The sequence below is a fragment of the Clostridium kluyveri DSM 555 genome (assembly GCF_000016505.1).
Taxonomy (GTDB): Bacteria; Bacillota; Clostridia; order Clostridiales; family Clostridiaceae; genus Clostridium_B; species Clostridium_B kluyveri.
In genome coordinates, this window is the sequence record NC_009706.1 from 506,859 (window position 1) to 523,746 (window position 16,888).

The following is a 16,888-nucleotide window of genomic DNA, read 5'->3' on the forward strand; positions in this document are numbered from 1 at the left end:
CTCAGAATCCCAGGAATTTTTTGAAATCATTTAAATATTTTCGTGTAACATAAATCTCCTCGTCTATATCCATGATTCTTAATATAAGCTTACTATTAAACCATGAAATAATACGATCTACTTTCACTATGTTTACAATAAAACATTTGCTCACTCTTATAAATTCTTTATTTTCCAACTTTTTTTCCAATTCGTAGAGTTTTTCCTTCACCTTGTATTTTTTATCTTTTGTCTTACAAAATACATTGTTTCCTACAGATTCGAAATAATAAATATTATCATAAGTGAGTACTTTAAGTTCATCCTCTTCACATTTTCCTGTTATTATATTTTTAATTTCTTCCTTACTGGCTGTGCTCTGATCTAAATAGTCCATTAAAAGGTTTAGGGTGCTCATATCAAAATATATGCCTATTTTCCCTGATTCTAAATTAAATCCTTTTTCGATAATGCACACTTTCGCATCTTTACTGATTGTTATTTTACGGTTAGTAAGAACTTCCTCTAATATTCTTTTTATGTTCTCTGAGCAAATTAAATTCATCTCCATATAAAACCCTCTTCTATTTTAAGCTTCTGGAAGTAATCCCGGGATTATAATAGACAATGCAATTCCCAGGACTATTAATATATTTATAACTATAATAGTAATGGTATTATGGGTTGTTAATTCTATAATAGCATTAACTAAGTATATAGTCGTCCATATCTTTGTTATCAAAATATTAACCTCTATAAATAATGGAGATTCTCCAAAGCCTTTTTTGTATCCACTTTTAGCTTCATACATAGTATAGGGCTTTTTTATCATAATAGAGATAAATCCCATTAAACCCAATGTTATATAAGAAGTTAAATATCTATACTCAACAATAAAGTTCATTTGAAAATAAAAATATAATATATTGGATGTGATGAAGTATACTAGTAACACACAAGACATAATTCCTATATTCTTATTTATTACATTTTTTATAAATAATATTACAATGGAAACTAAACCTAAAATTAATCCTAGTTTATTTGAGATACTCCAGAGAAGTATTAAAGGCACAAAGCCTAGTGTTACATTTAAACTTGCTTTTAAACTATTAACCATTACTTAGTTACCTATTTTTTGAAGAACTTTTTTATGGCCCGTAATCATATGATCAACCATATTTCTCTGAACTTCTTTTCTGAATTTTTCTTTTCCCATAAAGTATCTCATAACCTTCACCTGCATTTTTTGCTTAAAGGATATTTTTTTTATCAGTCCATTTTTTTTATAGTACTTATAATCAGCTGTAAATATGGCTCCTAAGTGGCCTTCTATGGCATCGGAAAACAATTTTCTTGAAGCTACGCTCAAAAAGGTTTCGGATTTAAAATAATTTTTTTCACAGTAGTTCACACTCATTTTAGCAAAGGTATATATTTGATTATCTATAATATCATTGTTTTCACTTTCATCAGTGACAAATCCAATTAAATTTCTATCTTCTCCAGTATATAACTCTAATATTTGTCTCAAATTTTGGTGCTCACTTAATTTTCCTGAAATAATATAGCCTATTTGTTTACCCTTTAAGAAAGGAATATGGGTGTAACAAAAACTTCTGTCATAATAGAGTTTAAAGCGTGAGGATAAAAATCTATCTTTTATAGTGCCGGCAAAAATAATTATATCTCCATTATTAATAATATAATCTAAAAATTTTCGGTAACCATCCTTGTGGTGGTAAACACATATATTTTCTTGGGCGCAGTTGCAGCAGCCTAGACAAGGACCTTTTATATCTATCTGATAAAGATTAAATACTTCTACTGAACTTTGTAAATAGCTTTTATATTTATCAATCATTTCATTAAGATTACTGTCTTTTTCTTGGGCGTCTGTTAAAATAATTATTTTTTTAGTAGTATGAATAAACTTATCTGTTTTACCTGCATTGTATCTAAATGTGCTTTCACTTAAGGTGTTAAATAACTTATTAGTAATTAGGTTTTCATTAACATAAGTAAGTAAATTTTCAAAGAATAATTTAAGTTCTTGTCTTCTGTTTTCCTTTGTTAAATCCTGCATTTCATGGGATAGATATTCTACATAGTTCATGCCCAGATCCTCACATATTGCCCTCATGTAATTATATGCATGAATATCTGCATAATGAATAGAAGTAGAGAATACACTGGTATATTTTGCTGAAAAATAACCTGTTAAATTATTTTCAAATATTAATTCAATAAACCTTTTATAGTGAGAAGGTACCAGGGCATAATATAGAGGAAAAGCCCATATGACAGCATCTGCCTCTCCAATTTTTTTACATAAAATTTCTAATCCTTCCTTGGATCGCTTATATTTTTTTATATCTTTTATAATGTAGATATACTCAAATTGATGATTTTCATAATTCTGTTCCAGATATTTCATTGATTGTATTGTAACACTTTTGTGTGATTTTGGACTTCCATTTAAGACGATTATCTTCAAAAACAACACCTCCTGCTCTCTGATAATTTTATTTTATAGAGCTATAGAGATTAAAAATATAGTTTTCTTTTAACATGCATTATTCAATTGGTAAGATGCATTATTGAAGGTATTTATGAAGTGAGTAAATAGAAATAACTACATATTTAAATAATAAATATGTAGTTATTTCTACAAAATTTTCAAAAAATAGTTTGAAGGAAAAGTAAATCTTTTGTAGAATAATTTAATATAGGAGAGTGATATATATGTCAAATCATTTGGAAGGAAAATTTAGCACATTTGATGGCATTGAGTTATTTTATACTAAAGATGTGGTGGATTGTGCTAGGGCAGTAGTTGTAATAGTGCATGGACTTTGTGAACATTCAGGGAGATATGGGTATTTTACAGAAAAGTTAAATCAATTTAACTATACCGTTTACAGATTTGATAATAGAGGACATGGAAAATCTGAAGGAGAAAGAGGATATGTAGAAGATTTTCAGTATTTTTTTCAGGATGCTGATAAAATGGTAAACATGGCTCAAGAAGAAAATAAAGGAATGCCTGTTTTTATGTTCGGTCATAGTATGGGGGGATTTATTACAGCAGGCTACGGAATAAGATATAAGGATAAATTGAAGGGACAAATATTATCAGGAGCTGCAGTTTTAGAACCCCCAGCTTTTAAAAACTTAAAAGAGAATGATTATTTTGAAAAAAATCCAAGGGAAAAATCCCCTAATCTTTTAGTCAAATTCATGTGTAGAGATAAAGCGGTGATTGAAGATTATAATAATGATCCTCTTATATTAAGGGAAACCAATATAAAACTCTTGGGAGAATCATTTATAAAGGGATCTAAATGGATTGGAGAAAATGTAAAAAGTTACAAGTATCCTTGTCTTATTCTTCACGGGGAAAAGGATAAAATAGTTAGAAGAGAAGAATCTGAATGGCTTTTTAACAATATAAGTTCAAAAGATAAGTCCATAAAAATATATTCTGAATGTTATCATGAAATATTAAGTGAAAAAGATCAAAAAGAAAATGTTATAGAAGATATACATAAATGGATTGAAGAAAGAATTTAGAAAAGTTCTTAAATATATTTGAAATAATAGTTTTTACAGATTACAGCTTAAATGCACTTTGCATTAAGCTGAATTTTTATATGGTATAATTGAAATATTAATATTTAATGAATATAGGAGGCAGGCATATTATGGCAGATATAAAATATGATATAGAAGAAACTATAGGAATTATTTCAGAATCACCAAAGGGATGGAAAAAAGAATTAAACTTAATCAGTTGGAACAATAATGCTCCTAAATTTGATATTAGAGATTGGTCACCTGAACATACAAAAATGGGTAAGGGTGTTACTTTAACCAATGAGGAATTAAAAAAGCTAAAAGATATACTAAATGAAATGAAATTATAGAAGATATGAATTTATTTAAAAATTTTGGAGGAATACCATGAATAAATTACAGCAAATATTGGATTATAATCGTTGTTTTGTAGAGAATAAAAGGTATGATAAATATACTACCTCTAAACACCCGGATAAAAAGTTGGTGATTTTATCGTGTATGGATACTAGGTTAACAGAGCTTCTTCCAAAGGCGTTGAATTTTAAAAATGGGGATGTGAAACTTATTAAGAATGCCGGTGCTTCTGTGATGCATCCCTTTGGCAGTATAATGAGAAGCATTGTAGTTGCTGTATATGAATTTCAGGCAGATGAAGTTTTGGTAATTGGTCACCATGATTGTGGTATGAGCAATTTAAATTCAGATAAAATTTTAAAACAGGCCATAAAGCGGGGGATCGCTAGTGATGTGATAATAACTTTATCTGATGCTGGTATTGACATAAAAAAATGGCTGCAAGGGTTTAATTCTGTAGAAGAATCTGTAAAAGAAAGTGTGAGTTTGATAAGAAAGCATCCTTTAATTCCAAGAGATATAAAAATTCATGGGTTAATAATGGATCCCGAAACAGGAAAATTAGAAGTTATTGTTAATGGATATTAAAAAGGTGAGAAAGCCTTTAATTAATTGGAGATTTTTCATGTAATGTATTGATAAGGTAACTGTTTAAAAATATTTTCCCAATAGATTTTTATTATACATAATCGTAATAAATTTGAATATATAAATAATATCAAAGGACTATAATAAAAAAATATTGGGGAGATGAGGGTTTTATGCAGGATACCATATTGTTAAGTAAAATATCAAGAGGGTTGGATGAATGTTGTAAGAAAGAAGGAATTTCGAAAGTAAATAGCATGTCTGTTATTGTAAATAAACGCAGTTGTATTAATTCTAATAATCTATTTGAATATCTTAAAAATTATAATGAAAATATAATAGATATTTGTACAGAAATAAAAATTGAAATTGGAGATTTGCCAGATGAAACCGCTATTATTAGGAATATAGAAGGGGACTTAATTGAAGAATAATTAAGCTTTCTTAGATTCAATCTGAATTGTTTTTTTACAGCACTAAAAGATTCCTGTGACTGTTATCATGGGAATCTTTTTGATATAAAATAAATTTATCATGTTTGGGTTGTCAATTGATGAAGGGCATTTTATCAAACCTTGAACATACATTAAAGTAAATATCATTTACTGATATCCATTTTTTTTGTCTATTGCTTCATCTTTAATTTCTGCTTTCATGGAATTAAGAGAGTTTTTCCTTCTTTTATTTTTTTCTATTAGTGTTTTTTTCGTTTTTTCATCATCTGTTTTTTTAATCATTTCTTCTGCAAGATTGATATTTTTAATATTATTAGTGATATTGTGCTGAATTCTATCTACGTTATTTGTTCTGTCATCTGGCTTATTTTTCATATTTGCGTATCTCCTTTTACTTAATGTATATTTTATATAATTACAATAGTTATTTTAATAAAGTGAATAAACTTATTTAAGATTAACTTTTTAATTTAAGCAATTTTTAAATTCTAAAGATAGTGTTACCGTAAGGCAAAATTTTTATTCAATTTATGGTGACAGACAATAGTATAGATATAAAAAATAAAAGGCTTTAAAATATAAATAATTAATATAAAAATTGTATTGATATTAATTAAGCATAAATGTTATAATATAAGAAATTATGACTATAATTGTTATTTAATAGTACTTATTTACCGCTATAATTTTATTTAAAGTAAATTTATTTTTAGGAGTATTTTTGTTGTCAAAAATATATAAGATGATGGCATTTAGAAGAAAGTACGTGAAAAACAATTATGAAAAACTAGGTTATAGAAGGGAAGATACTATGGAAATTGTAGATAGGCGCAATAAAATTGTCGCAAAGATGGCAATTTTTATTTGCGCTTTACTTATTGTATATTTATTTGCGTCAATGTATTTCATAAAGCATTTATATTTTGGTTCTAAGATTAACGGTAGAGATGTATCAGGTAAAACAGTGGAAGAAATTAAGAAACAAATGACATCGGAGCTGAATACATATACTTTGAACATAAGAGAAAGAGACGGCAAAAAAGAACAAATTAAAGCAAGGGATATTAATTTAAAGTATAAATCAGATGAACAATTTCAGAATTTTAAAGATGAACAGAATCCTTTTAAATGGGCCTTATCATTTTTAAATACAAAGAGTTCTAATATGACAGCTGAGGTTTTATACAATAAAGAACAGTTAACAAAACAGGTGGACAATCTATCTTGTTTTACGTCCAGCAATATAATTGAGCCTAAAGAACCTAGTTTTAAATATGTAGGTAATTCCTTTAATATTGTAGATCAAGTAAAAGGCAATAAGGTAGATAAAGATATTCTACTAAAATGTGTATCAGATGCCGTATCTAAAATGGAGACTACAATAGATTTAGAATCTGCCAATTGTTACATAACTCCAAAGTATACTTCAAAATCTGAGAATGTTATAAAAGCTAGGGATGTGCTCAATAAATATGTGGCTTCAAAAGTTACCTATACTTTTGGAGATAGTAAAGAAATTTTAGATGGCTCAACAATTAATAAGTGGTTTATAGTTGATGACAATTTTAATGTTACACTTGATGAGGAAAAAGTAAAGGAATATGTAAAATCACTTGCCAATACTTATAATACCGTTGGTAAAACGCGAAGTTTCCATACATCATCAGGAAACACTTTAAATGTTAGTGGTGGTACCTATGGCTGGCAAATTAATATTAATAAGGAAGTACAGGATTTAATTGGGGTAATAAAACAGGGACAAGCCGTAACGAAAGAACCAGTATACAATCAAACCGCAGTTTCCCACAGCAGCAATGATATTGGAAATACATATGTAGAAATAGATATGGGAAATCAACATATGTGGTTTTATAAAAATGGTTCACTGATAGTGGAAGGAGACATTGTTACAGGCAATGTAAGTTTAAATACCGCAACACCTGGAGGAATTTACAAATTAGAATATAAAGAAAAAAACGCTACTTTAAAGGGGCAGGATTATAACTCTCCTGTTAGTTTCTGGATGCCATTTAATGGAGGCATTGGGATTCACGATGCAAGTTGGAGAAGTGTATTTGGAGGGGAAATTTACAAGACAAATGGTTCTCATGGGTGTGTAAATTCACCATATGGTTTAGCACAGACAATATTTCGTAATATTGACGTAGGCACTCCTATTGTATGTTATTATTAGAAAATTTTTTAGAATATCAAGTGATTCATAGGTTTAGAATGGTAGTTAATTCTAGCTCTTGGATAAAAAGATTCCCAGACTTATATCATGGGAATCTTTTTTGCTGTAAAGTAGCTTTACCACGTCTGACTTGTCTTGACAGAGGATACTTTATCAGTTCTTGAAGATGCATTAAAATAAATATCCGCTAATTGTTTGAAATTTGGTCTTGTAACAGAATCCAATAGGTATGCTGAATGTGTTGCTCCTATAATTCGACGTTTATTTAATGCTGTAATTATTTCATCTGCAGTTTTTATGCCTATTCCATGGCCATAATATTTTCCATTTCCCAGTACAATTACATTTTCACCCTGCCATTCTGGAGTTATAGGATTCACTTCAGGATTTTTAAAGTATCTGCAATCTCCTGGTAAATAAACATCCACATCAATAATAACATCTAAGGAAAGATTTTCATCTGTGTTCTGCCAATCCATCAAATATATATGTTTAAAAGTGGAGTCAAAAATTTTTTCACGGAAAGAACTAAGACAACCTTTGTAATATACTATGACTATTGCCGTGGCACATTCTGTACCATATTTACTGCTGTTTTTATAGATGTCATCAATGGCAGCAGAGGCTCTTACCCCTTTCTTCAATAGAAAACCACCTTGTTTTGTCCTTTCCCAGTACTCTGGGTTGCATATTGATTTACGAAAAGTACGAAAACGAAACTTACTCATGCTTAATCTTACAGATGCATCTACAATATTTTTTCTTAAATCCAGTTCGAATTTTAATTCTTCCAGGGAATTATAATAATAAGTTTGGCTGCTTGAGGAAAGTTCATTAAGAATATATCTTTCTATGCTGTTATCTTTATATTGAGCTATTATTGAATTTATATCAAAATTACTGTTTGAAATTTTAATCATTGTAATACTCCTATTCTAGCAATTTTTATCTGTTTTTCCAGGGAGTATTCACGCCATATATGCCATAAATATATGTTTTTATAATGTATTCTAAATGAAAAATTTGCAAGCAGCACTTTGGTATTAGAATCCAATTTCTTAAACTGGTCTAATAAATTGGATTCTTTTTTTGATGGAGAACATAAAGTTTTTCCAGTATTAGGGGAAATACTTTTACATAAATATTTGCCTTCAAGAACTATCTTATAGGGTTTAGGATTTGTAGTCTGATGAAAACTTTCACCAGTATATTTTAAAAATGCACTATTTTCTTTCATCCAATTTAAAAATATCGTGTATTTTCTTTCTTTGGTAGTAACCTTATCTATTCCTGGTATAAAGTTCAATAACTTAGATGCTATTTTAACGTCTTCTACATTGGAAGATAGCAAGCGTTCTCCAATAATATTTAAGCTTTTTGGATTGGCACATTCAAAAAAACCCCATACCAGATCATGGATGAAAAATCCTTTTTGGTATCTTTTAAAAATCATATCTGCCATAATAGGAAGCAGGGTGGTATCTCTATAAACTTTTGTTAGAAGTATGGATGTAATGTCTAAAACCTGATCGTATTCATCATTTATACCATCATCATGAAATCCGGTTTCCAATATCCACTTTAGAACTGAATGGATTATTTGTATATAATCAAAGGATACTTGTTCCGATGCCAAATCATATTTTTTATCTGTTAGTATTTCTTTTACAATCAAAAGTGCTACTTTGTTTTTTTCTGTTAAACTGTTAAATAAGTTATTTTGCTGAAGTATTTCTTCAAGAATAAATAAAATATTAAATCCCAAATGCTTATCGTTGATAAAATCTAGTGCTTTTTTTAAATTTTTTTTAGATAATTGAAGGAAAAAGTTTTTTAAATCATCTATTCCCTTGTCAATCCTGATTTTATCTAAAAAACTTAAGGTATTTGGATCTAAACTATACATGGATACTCTATATCTCCTTAATATATCTATCCATACATATTTATTTTTATAGATATAATTTATACTAATATATGATGAATTTTTTTAAAAATTATTCTAGCAGTTTTCTAAACATATTTTCATGTTCTTCTTCTTCTCTTATGATAATGGATATAACTCTATAAATTCTATTATTTACATCATTTATATTTTGTAGTAATCTACCTTGAATATTTAAGAGAAGTGCTACATTGTTTCTTTCAAATTCTATGGCAAATTCAATTAAGTGCCTGGGTGTATTTACTTCAGGAATCTTGATATTTTTTTTAAATTCAAATAAAAGTCCTGAAATTTTATCGTAGAGGTAAAAATCGATAGAATCATCCAATTTACCTTTCAAGCTAGAAGACAGACTTTCATAATATTCAATATGTTTTTGTTCTTGTTTTGCAATAGTTTTAGCAAGTATATTAATTTCTTGAGATTCATTTTTAAAGTGTTCTTCTATTTTTAAGTACAGTTTTAACGACATATTTTCAATATCAATAAGACTTTGAAGTAGATCAAATATTTTATAAGTCACATTACTCAACTCCTGTTAAATGATTTGGATATTTTAGTGGAATTTTATGTTTTAGAGAATCATTTTTAAAGTGATTCTCTAAAATCTTCCGTTAAAGAATTGTTTATTGTCTATGGATATGGTAAATTGAGAATTTGTAATTAAATTTAAATCTGTATAAAATGAATTGTCTTTTGTCCAGAAAAACACTAACATTAGTTTATTATCATTCTTAGGATTTTTAATAGTAAAAGCTCCATTTATATTTTCATTTTTAAAAGAAAAATTGTCACAGGAAGTAGTATTTTTAGTTAAAAGTATTGGAAGATCATCTTTCATAGAATCAAAGACTTTATTGTTCCATGGATTACCAAAGAGTATTATATTATTATTTTTTATATCCTCATCAGTTACATCTTTATCTTCTTTTATTGATATATTGCTGTTAGATGTCATAGTTTTTATAATATTATCTAAGGACTCTTTTTCATCTGTAGCTAAATTAGAGGGCTTTACTAGTAGGGCTTTTTCACCATTTAGTATCCTAAGCTGAAGGCTGCCAAGAATTAATCCGTTGTTTTCTTCTAAATTTCTAAGCATATTCCTATATTGTTCATTTGCTAGTTTTTCTATTTGTTCATCTGTAAGCTTCAAATTTTCAGCAATATAATTGTCGGAATTTAGAGAAGATTTAATGATATCATTTACATTTTTGCCTGCTTTTTTTTCAATGACACTTAAAAATCCTTCTATGGATGAATTTTTAAATTTATATTCTTTAAAGTAAGTTTGCATTATATCTAAGAATACAGTATCTCCTACTCTTTTTCTTAAATCTTCGATTAAAAGAGGACCTTTGCCATATATAACCATAATATATGCAGTTCCATTAACATCATCATCAAATTTATCCACCCCTGATCCTATACTGGGAAATTTATATTGGGATGAAAGTGCTCCAATACTTTCATTACTATATGCAGGTATCATATTTAGTATGCCGTTTTGGGAATATTCACCTTCAGTTTTTTCAAAGTAATAGGCTGTGGAAAAAGTTGCTAAAGACTCATCTAAAAATGGTTCTTTAAATTCATTATTTCCCACAGTTACATACCACCATTGATGACTTACTTCGTGAACTGCAGCTTGTGAAATAAATGAATCCTCATATAAACTGGATATATATTGATCGTTATTAGAGCTTGGTATCTTCTCAGGATACATTGGCATTTGAATTATTTGGGGATATTCCATTGCTCCTCCAGATAGATGACTTTCCATTAGGTCTAACTCATTGTAAGGATATTTACCAAATTGCTGGCTGAAAAATTGAACTGCACCTACAGCTGAATCCAGAACATCTTCAGCGGTACTATTATCACTATAACCTTTTTTAGCTAAGTAATAACTGTTTACTTTTATTCCATCTATTTCTTTAGACAGAACCTTGTAATTAGGACTCATTATAATGACAAAATCCCGTACACTACTGGCATTTAAATTCATTATTTTACTATTTTCATCAGAAGATTGTTCTTTTTCCTCCCCAGTAGATGCCACTACATAATCTTTAGGAACTTTCAAGTTTATGTTATAGTCTGCTATATCGCTGTAATTGGACTCTCCTACTATGTTGAAAACATTTTCATCCCATTTGTTCTCTTTATTATCGTACATTGATAGTATGGGATACCAGTTGGTTAAAGAGTAGTCATTGTCCATATATCCTAATCTCGAAGTTCCCATAGGTAATTTTAATTTAAAACTAATGGAAATTTTTATATTTTTATTGATTCCAAAAGCTTCATTTAAACTTATTTTCAGTATTTGATCATCTTGAGTAAACTTCACATCTTTTTCATTCATAATGACTTTAGTTATATATATATCTCCTTTTTGTGATTCAGTTAAATCTTCCATACCAGCTATACCAACCAAGGAGGGCATGGTTTCTTTTTTGTTATAAGAGTCTGGATAAAGGTGAAATACTATATCATTTAAGCTTGTACCAGTGCTATTTTTAATAGTAACTTCTTCACTTCCTGTCAAAGTTTTAGTGTTTGCATTAAAGTTTAGATCCATATTGTACTTTGCAGGAAGAGTTGAGGCTTTAACAATTCCAGTTTTAAATAAACACAGAGTCAATAGAGTTAGAAAAGAGATTAAAATAATATTCTTTGGTTTCTTAAAGTTCATTTTAATATCACATCCTTTATTAATAAAGTCATTTTTAAAATAGTATAGTTATCAAATGAGATGTATTTTATGTAAATTATATCATATATTATGGAAATAAAGTATGGAATTGTCCTCTTTATTTTGAATAAAATCTAGAAAAATTATTAAAAAATAAATTATAATTATAAAAAAGGGGGTAATCTAGATGTTTAAACTATCCACTCATGGTGAAATAATCAGTAGATCTTTTAATAGGTGCATTAAATATCACATGGAAAAAGGTATACCCAAACCCAAACGAATACTCAACAGCAGGGAATTAGAAAACTTAATAAAGAAGAACAATGAGATTATAAAAATAGCAAGACCGTTTATGGAAATACTTTATGATTTTTTAAAGAAATCAGGTTTTTCATTGTATCTTGGGGATAAGAACGGGATTGTATTAACTATTATAGGTGACAAAGATATAGTAATAGAGCAAGCAAAAGCTGGAATAGTAGAAGGTGCTGATATGAGCGAAAAAAGTGCAGGTACAAATGCAATGGGGACTGCTATTTTTGAAGATTCATCAGTTCAAATTTCAGGCGAGGAACATTTCATAAACATTTTTCAGATTTATACCTGTTGTGCTTCTGTTATACACAATGAACAGGGAGACATAATAGGATGTCTAAATCTAACTGGGAAACGGAAACTTGCCCATCCTCATACATTGGGACTTGTTGTATCAGCAGTAAAGTCCATTGAAAATGACTTGAAATTACATAAATCTCAGAATGAATTGTTTAAAGCATACCAATACTTGAATAAAATTATGAATTCCATAGATTTTGGAATTTTAGCCGTAGATAATAATGGAATGGTTAAAGCTATAAATAATAGTGCCTGTAGTATGCTTGGAATAAATAGAAAATATATTATAGATAAAAATGTACATAAGGTTTTATATAATTGGCAATATATACTTGATGAGCTAAAATCAGGAAATGTATATAAGGATAAAGAAATTTTATACTCAGATAAAAAGAAGAGGTTCAATTTAAATGTGTATCCAATAAAGGATAAAAGTGATTATGTCACTGGAATGGTGGTTATATTTAAAGATATTCAGAATATATATAATCTGGTTAATAAATACATGAGCGGATCTGTTACTTATACATTTGATGATATAATTGCCAAAAGTGAAAAAATGATAAATTTGAAAGAACAGTTAAAAAACATATCTAATAGCCCGTCCACCGTATTAATCCAGGGAGAAAGCGGCACAGGTAAGGAGCTTATTGCGCAATCCATCCACAATAGCAGTGATAGAAAAAATAAAAGTTTTATAGCGATAAATTGTGGTGCCATACCAAAGAACTTAATAGAAAGTGAATTGTTTGGATATGAAGAGGGGGCATTTACAGGGGCAAAACACGGAGGACGTGCAGGAAAATTTGAGCTTGCAAATGGGGGTACTTTATTTTTAGATGAAATTGGGGAAATGCCTTTGGATATGCAAGTAAATCTTTTAAGGGTTCTTCAGGAGAAGTGTATTACCAGAATAGGGGGAAATAGATATATAAAAATAGATGTGAGAATAATTGCAGCTACCAATAAAAACTTAAGGAAAGAAGTAAAAAGGGGGACTTTTCGTGAAGATTTATATTATAGATTGAATGTAATACCTATATATGTGCCGCCGCTGAGGGAAAGGGACATGGATATAAAAATACTTATAGATTATTTTTTGGAAATAAAAGCTTTTAAACTTAAAAAACCTGTTCCAACAATGAAACCTTATATATATGAAAAGCTTTTAAGTTATAATTGGCCTGGAAATGTCAGAGAATTAGAAAATTGTATTGAAAACATTGTAAACATGAATGGAAGTACATCTTTCTATTTCCAAAACAATCCTTCAGAAAATAAACAAAACGGCTCTTATGACGAAAGTTTCAAGTACAATATGTGTTCATTGGAAGAATGGGAAAAGAGGGCAATAGTAAATTGTATAAATAATTGTGATGGTAATATATCAAAAGCTTCTAAAATTTTAGGAATAAATAGAAGTACATTATACGCAAAGATAAAAAAATATGAAATCAATTTTTTTTAAAGTGTATGAAAAAACAGCACTGTTGCAAAAAACAACACTATTTCTTAAAAAAATGTTGCTTTTTACAACAATTTTTTAAATAATTATTTTTATTTTTATAAAATATCTAGCTATAGCAAATCTTCTCATAATGAAAAATGCATTGGCATAGTACTTGCTGATATATTGAATTTATAGAATATAATTTTTAGAAGTTTGTAAATTGGCATGAATTCAATAATGAGGAGGAAAGTAATGGGAAGATTTACTTTGCCCAGGGATATTTACTTTGGTGAAAATGCCCTGGAAAATTTAAAAAATTTAGATGGAAATAGAGCAGTAATTGTCGTAGGTGGGGGCTCCATGAAAAGGTTTGGATTCTTGAATAAAGTTGAAGAATACTTAAAAAAGGCAGGTATTGAAGTTAAATTAATAGAGGGTGTGGAACCTGATCCATCTGTGGATACTGTTATAAATGGTGCTAAAATAATGAGAGATTTTAAACCAGATTGGATAGTAGCCATGGGGGGAGGATCGCCCATTGACGCTGCTAAGGCAATGTGGATATTTTATGAATACCCTGATTTTACATTTGAGAAGGCAATAGTGCCTTTTGGACTTCCTAAATTAAGGGGAAAAGCACAATTTGTTGCTATACCTTCTACAAGTGGAACGGCAACTGAAGTGACAGCATTTTCTGTAATAACGGATTATAAATCTAAGATTAAATATCCTCTTGCAGATTTTAATCTTACACCTGATGCAGCTATAATAGATCCAGCTCTTGCAGAAACAATGCCCAAAAAGCTTACAGCACATACTGGAATGGATGCACTTACTCACGCAATAGAGGCGTATGTGGCGAGTTTGCATTCGGATTTTTCAGATCCACTTGCTATGCATGCTATAATCATGATTCATAAATATTTATTGAAATCCTATGAAGCAGATAAAGAAGCTAGGGGACATATGCACATAGCCCAGTGCCTTGCCGGAATGGCATTTTCAAATGCACTTCTTGGAATAACTCATGGCATAGCTCATAAAACTGGTGCAGTATTTCACATACCTCATGGATGTGCCAATGCTATATACTTACCTTATGTTATAGATTTTAATAAGAAGGTTTGTTCAGAAAAGTATGTTGAAATAGCTAAAAGACTCAAGCTTCCAGGAAATAATGAAGATGAACTAATAGATTCATTAACTGAAATGATTCGTAATATGAATAAAAAGATGGATATTCCTCTTACAATAAAGGAATATGGTATAAGTGAAATCGATTTTAATGAAAATCTAGATTTTATAGCTCATAATGCTATAATGGATGCTTGTACTGGATCAAATCCAAGAAAAATAACTGAAGAAGAGATGAGAAAGCTTTTACAATATATGTATAATGGGCGAAAAGTGAATTTTTAGGAGATAATGGTCTGCCCGACCCATTGGTTAAAGTAATCGGCTTATGAGTATACAAAAATATACCACCACAATTCAAAAGATAATAAAGAATGTGGATTTTGTCCACATTCTAACTGTTTATATTTAGGATTAGTCCGCGTTTGTTCTGAAATACTTAATTCAAGTTAAGATACATTAATTTCGTCAAGAGTTCTACCTTTAGTTTCAATACCTATTATAGCAACGACTACAGCAACTGCTGCAAATACTATAGTTAATATGATAAATACATAAGTGAAGCCAACTTGGTTACCTTTAGCCTCATAGACTAGTCCAACTATATAAGGAGCAGCAATAGCACCAATACGACCAATTGCAGCTGCCCAACCAACTCCACTACCTCTGACACTCGTAGGGTAAACTTCTGGAGTATAGGCATATACAGCACCCCAAGCACCTAAACTGAAAAAGTAGAGTAAACACCCGAAAACAAGTACAGTAGTTACAGAGGTTGCTTGACCAAATAAGTATGATGACAGAGCAGTACCTATAAGGTAAACTACTAAAACCGGCTTACGGCCAATCTTTTCTATTAGGTAGGAAGCACTATAATATCCTGGTAACTGTGCAATACTCATAATTAATATGAATTGAAAGCCCTTTACCAAGCTGAAACCTTTACCCACAAGTAAAGTAGGAGTCCATAAAACAAAACCATAATAACCAAAATTAATACCCAACCATAAAATCCATAACACAAAAGTACGCCTAAAATAAGTTTTATTCCATAAATCTGAAAGGGTTGCGGTACTTATTTTCCCTTTTACCTGGTCATCTATGGCCACTTCACTAGTATTTATCCCAGCCTGGTGCTCCATTTTACTTACGATTTCATCAGCTTCTTTGAAACGTCCTTTTTGTTCCAGATATCGAGGGGATTCTGGAATATTTCTTCTCAGATAGGCCGCATATAGTGCCGGTATTCCTCCTAGGAAAAATCCAATACGCCATCCATAAACAGGAATTAGAAGGTAGGCAATTAAAGCTGCAGCAATCCATCCCCAAGCCCAAAAGCTTTCAAGTAAAACAACCATGCGACCACGTGCTTTAGCAGGGGAGAATTCACTAACTAAAGTAGATGCTGCTGGCAGTTCACCACCTAAGCCCAATCCGGTTAAAAATCTTAGGAAGAGCAGTACAGTAAAGTTAGGGGCGAGCCCGGATACGGCACTAGCCAATCCATATAGTACAAGAGTAAATGTAACAACTGTTCTTCTACCCCACCTGTCAGCTGCCATTCCAGCTACGGCAGCACCAATGGCCATTCCCACTGCGGAAGCACTTCCCAATAAACCGAGATCAGCAGGGGTGAGTTGCCATGATTTTCCGATCGCAGCCATTACGCCAGATACCATACCTTGATCCATGGCATCAAACAACCAGCCTATACCTGCTAAGAACAGCACTTTCCAAAGCATAGGTGTAACTGGCAACTTTTCAATTCTTTGCGAAATAGTACTCATTTAATTCATCTCGCTTTCTGTATTTATATATTTTTTTATCCAGTGTCTTTAGTTCTATGTAATACTATCACTATGTCTGTAATAATAACAATTTACCACATAAATAT

16 protein-coding genes are annotated in these 16,888 nt (G+C 30.1%); 7 read left to right on the plus strand and 9 right to left on the minus strand.

Annotated features, from left to right (window positions below):
* Nucleotide 1: 1 nt before the first annotated feature.
* The 3 genes from CKL_RS02605 to CKL_RS02615 are packed head-to-tail and all read right to left on the minus strand — an operon-like array spanning nucleotide 2 to nucleotide 2,485.
* Nucleotides 2-550 (minus strand): LytTR family DNA-binding domain-containing protein, encoded by a 549-nt coding sequence (locus tag CKL_RS02605; protein ID WP_011989098.1) that lies wholly within the window; start codon nucleotides 548-550, stop codon nucleotides 2-4.
* Nucleotides 551-568: 18 nt separating this feature from the next.
* Nucleotides 569-1,099, minus strand: a complete 531-nt coding sequence (locus CKL_RS02610) for a hypothetical protein (RefSeq protein WP_011989099.1) — start codon at nucleotides 1,097-1,099, stop codon at nucleotides 569-571.
* Between the two features lie 3 nt (nucleotides 1,100-1,102).
* Nucleotides 1,103-2,485, minus strand: coding sequence for an NAD(P)H-dependent oxidoreductase (locus CKL_RS02615; RefSeq protein ID WP_012620154.1), 1,383 nt, complete (start codon nucleotides 2,483-2,485; stop codon nucleotides 1,103-1,105).
* A 239-nt stretch (nucleotides 2,486-2,724) separates the two neighbouring features.
* Between CKL_RS02615 and CKL_RS02620 the strand changes: the two genes are divergently transcribed.
* The 4 genes from CKL_RS02620 to CKL_RS02635 all read left to right on the plus strand — a co-directional run bounded on the left by CKL_RS02620 (nucleotide 2,725) and on the right by CKL_RS02635 (nucleotide 4,934).
* Entirely contained in the window at nucleotides 2,725-3,552 is an 828-nt protein-coding gene (locus tag CKL_RS02620) for an alpha/beta hydrolase (RefSeq protein WP_011989101.1), read from the plus strand.
* A 131-nt stretch (nucleotides 3,553-3,683) separates the two neighbouring features.
* A complete protein-coding gene (locus CKL_RS02625) occupies nucleotides 3,684-3,905 on the plus strand; it encodes a YdbC family protein (RefSeq protein WP_011989102.1) in 222 nt (73 codons plus the stop codon).
* Nucleotides 3,906-3,942: 37 nt separating this feature from the next.
* Nucleotides 3,943-4,500 (plus strand): beta-class carbonic anhydrase, encoded by a 558-nt coding sequence (locus CKL_RS02630; RefSeq protein ID WP_011989103.1) that lies wholly within the window; start codon nucleotides 3,943-3,945, stop codon nucleotides 4,498-4,500.
* 173 nt (nucleotides 4,501-4,673) lie between these two features.
* On the plus strand, nucleotides 4,674-4,934 hold the full coding sequence (locus CKL_RS02635) for a hypothetical protein (RefSeq protein WP_011989104.1): 261 nt from the start codon (nucleotides 4,674-4,676) through the stop codon (nucleotides 4,932-4,934).
* Between the two features lie 168 nt (nucleotides 4,935-5,102).
* Here CKL_RS02635 and tlp read toward each other — a convergent pair whose 3' ends face one another.
* Nucleotides 5,103-5,330 carry a small acid-soluble spore protein Tlp gene (gene tlp / locus CKL_RS02640; RefSeq protein WP_011989105.1) on the minus strand — a complete coding sequence of 76 codons (228 nt, stop codon included), beginning with the start codon at nucleotides 5,328-5,330 and terminating at the stop codon, nucleotides 5,103-5,105.
* A gap of 346 nt (nucleotides 5,331-5,676) precedes the next feature.
* On the opposite strand from tlp, the gene CKL_RS02645 reads away from it, so the two are divergent.
* Nucleotides 5,677-7,149 (plus strand): L,D-transpeptidase family protein, encoded by a 1,473-nt coding sequence (locus CKL_RS02645; RefSeq protein WP_011989106.1) that lies wholly within the window; start codon nucleotides 5,677-5,679, stop codon nucleotides 7,147-7,149.
* A gap of 116 nt (nucleotides 7,150-7,265) precedes the next feature.
* Here CKL_RS02645 and CKL_RS02650 read toward each other — a convergent pair whose 3' ends face one another.
* From CKL_RS02650 to CKL_RS02665, 4 genes are all read right to left on the minus strand, one after another.
* A complete protein-coding gene (locus CKL_RS02650) occupies nucleotides 7,266-8,069 on the minus strand; it encodes a protein-glutamine gamma-glutamyltransferase (protein ID WP_011989107.1) in 804 nt (267 codons plus the stop codon).
* Nucleotides 8,066-9,055: a hypothetical protein gene (locus tag CKL_RS02655; RefSeq protein WP_011989108.1), complete on the minus strand. Its 990-nt coding sequence runs from the start codon at nucleotides 9,053-9,055 to the stop codon at nucleotides 8,066-8,068. Before CKL_RS02655 ends, CKL_RS02650 begins: the two co-directional genes overlap by 4 nt.
* Nucleotides 9,056-9,146: 91 nt before the next feature.
* Entirely contained in the window at nucleotides 9,147-9,617 is a 471-nt protein-coding gene (locus CKL_RS02660) for a ferritin family protein (protein WP_011989109.1), read from the minus strand.
* A gap of 78 nt (nucleotides 9,618-9,695) precedes the next feature.
* On the minus strand, nucleotides 9,696-11,792 hold the full coding sequence (locus tag CKL_RS02665; protein ID WP_011989110.1) for a M1 family metallopeptidase: 2,097 nt from the start codon (nucleotides 11,790-11,792) through the stop codon (nucleotides 9,696-9,698).
* A gap of 187 nt (nucleotides 11,793-11,979) precedes the next feature.
* Between CKL_RS02665 and CKL_RS02670 the strand changes: the two genes are divergently transcribed.
* The gene (locus CKL_RS02670; RefSeq protein ID WP_011989111.1) at nucleotides 11,980-13,878 is read left to right on the plus strand and encodes a sigma-54-dependent Fis family transcriptional regulator; all 1,899 of its coding nucleotides are present in this window, start codon (nucleotides 11,980-11,982) and stop codon (nucleotides 13,876-13,878) included.
* A 234-nt stretch (nucleotides 13,879-14,112) separates the two neighbouring features.
* A complete protein-coding gene (locus tag CKL_RS02675; RefSeq protein WP_011989112.1) occupies nucleotides 14,113-15,279 on the plus strand; it encodes an iron-containing alcohol dehydrogenase in 1,167 nt (388 codons plus the stop codon).
* A 164-nt stretch (nucleotides 15,280-15,443) separates the two neighbouring features.
* Here the strand turns inward: CKL_RS02675 and CKL_RS02680 are convergent, their stop codons facing one another.
* On the minus strand, nucleotides 15,444-16,781 hold the full coding sequence (locus CKL_RS02680) for an MFS transporter (protein WP_011989113.1): 1,338 nt from the start codon (nucleotides 16,779-16,781) through the stop codon (nucleotides 15,444-15,446).
* Nucleotides 16,782-16,888 lie beyond the last annotated feature (107 nt).

What these genes read in the sequence shown, in the direction of transcription:
- CKL_RS02675 (WP_011989112.1), top strand. Translation starts at nt 14,113, where the DNA reads ATGGGAAGATTTACTTTGCCCAGGGATATTTACTTTGGTGAAAATGCC.
- CKL_RS02665 (WP_011989110.1), bottom strand. Translation starts at nt 11,792, where the DNA reads ATGAACTTTAAGAAACCAAAGAATATTATTTTAATCTCTTTTCTAACT.
- CKL_RS02605 (WP_011989098.1), bottom strand. Translation starts at nt 550, where the DNA reads ATGGAGATGAATTTAATTTGCTCAGAGAACATAAAAAGAATATTAGAG.
- CKL_RS02655 (WP_011989108.1), bottom strand. Translation starts at nt 9,055, where the DNA reads ATGTATAGTTTAGATCCAAATACCTTAAGTTTTTTAGATAAAATCAGG.
- CKL_RS02630 (WP_011989103.1), top strand. Translation starts at nt 3,943, where the DNA reads ATGAATAAATTACAGCAAATATTGGATTATAATCGTTGTTTTGTAGAG.
- CKL_RS02670 (WP_011989111.1), top strand. Translation starts at nt 11,980, where the DNA reads ATGTTTAAACTATCCACTCATGGTGAAATAATCAGTAGATCTTTTAAT.
- CKL_RS02680 (WP_011989113.1), bottom strand. Translation starts at nt 16,781, where the DNA reads ATGAGTACTATTTCGCAAAGAATTGAAAAGTTGCCAGTTACACCTATG.
- CKL_RS02625 (WP_011989102.1), top strand. Translation starts at nt 3,684, where the DNA reads ATGGCAGATATAAAATATGATATAGAAGAAACTATAGGAATTATTTCA.
- CKL_RS02620 (WP_011989101.1), top strand. Translation starts at nt 2,725, where the DNA reads ATGTCAAATCATTTGGAAGGAAAATTTAGCACATTTGATGGCATTGAG.
- CKL_RS02635 (WP_011989104.1), top strand. Translation starts at nt 4,674, where the DNA reads ATGCAGGATACCATATTGTTAAGTAAAATATCAAGAGGGTTGGATGAA.
- CKL_RS02650 (WP_011989107.1), bottom strand. Translation starts at nt 8,069, where the DNA reads ATGATTAAAATTTCAAACAGTAATTTTGATATAAATTCAATAATAGCT.
- tlp (WP_011989105.1), bottom strand. Translation starts at nt 5,330, where the DNA reads ATGAAAAATAAGCCAGATGACAGAACAAATAACGTAGATAGAATTCAG.
- CKL_RS02610 (WP_011989099.1), bottom strand. Translation starts at nt 1,099, where the DNA reads ATGGTTAATAGTTTAAAAGCAAGTTTAAATGTAACACTAGGCTTTGTG.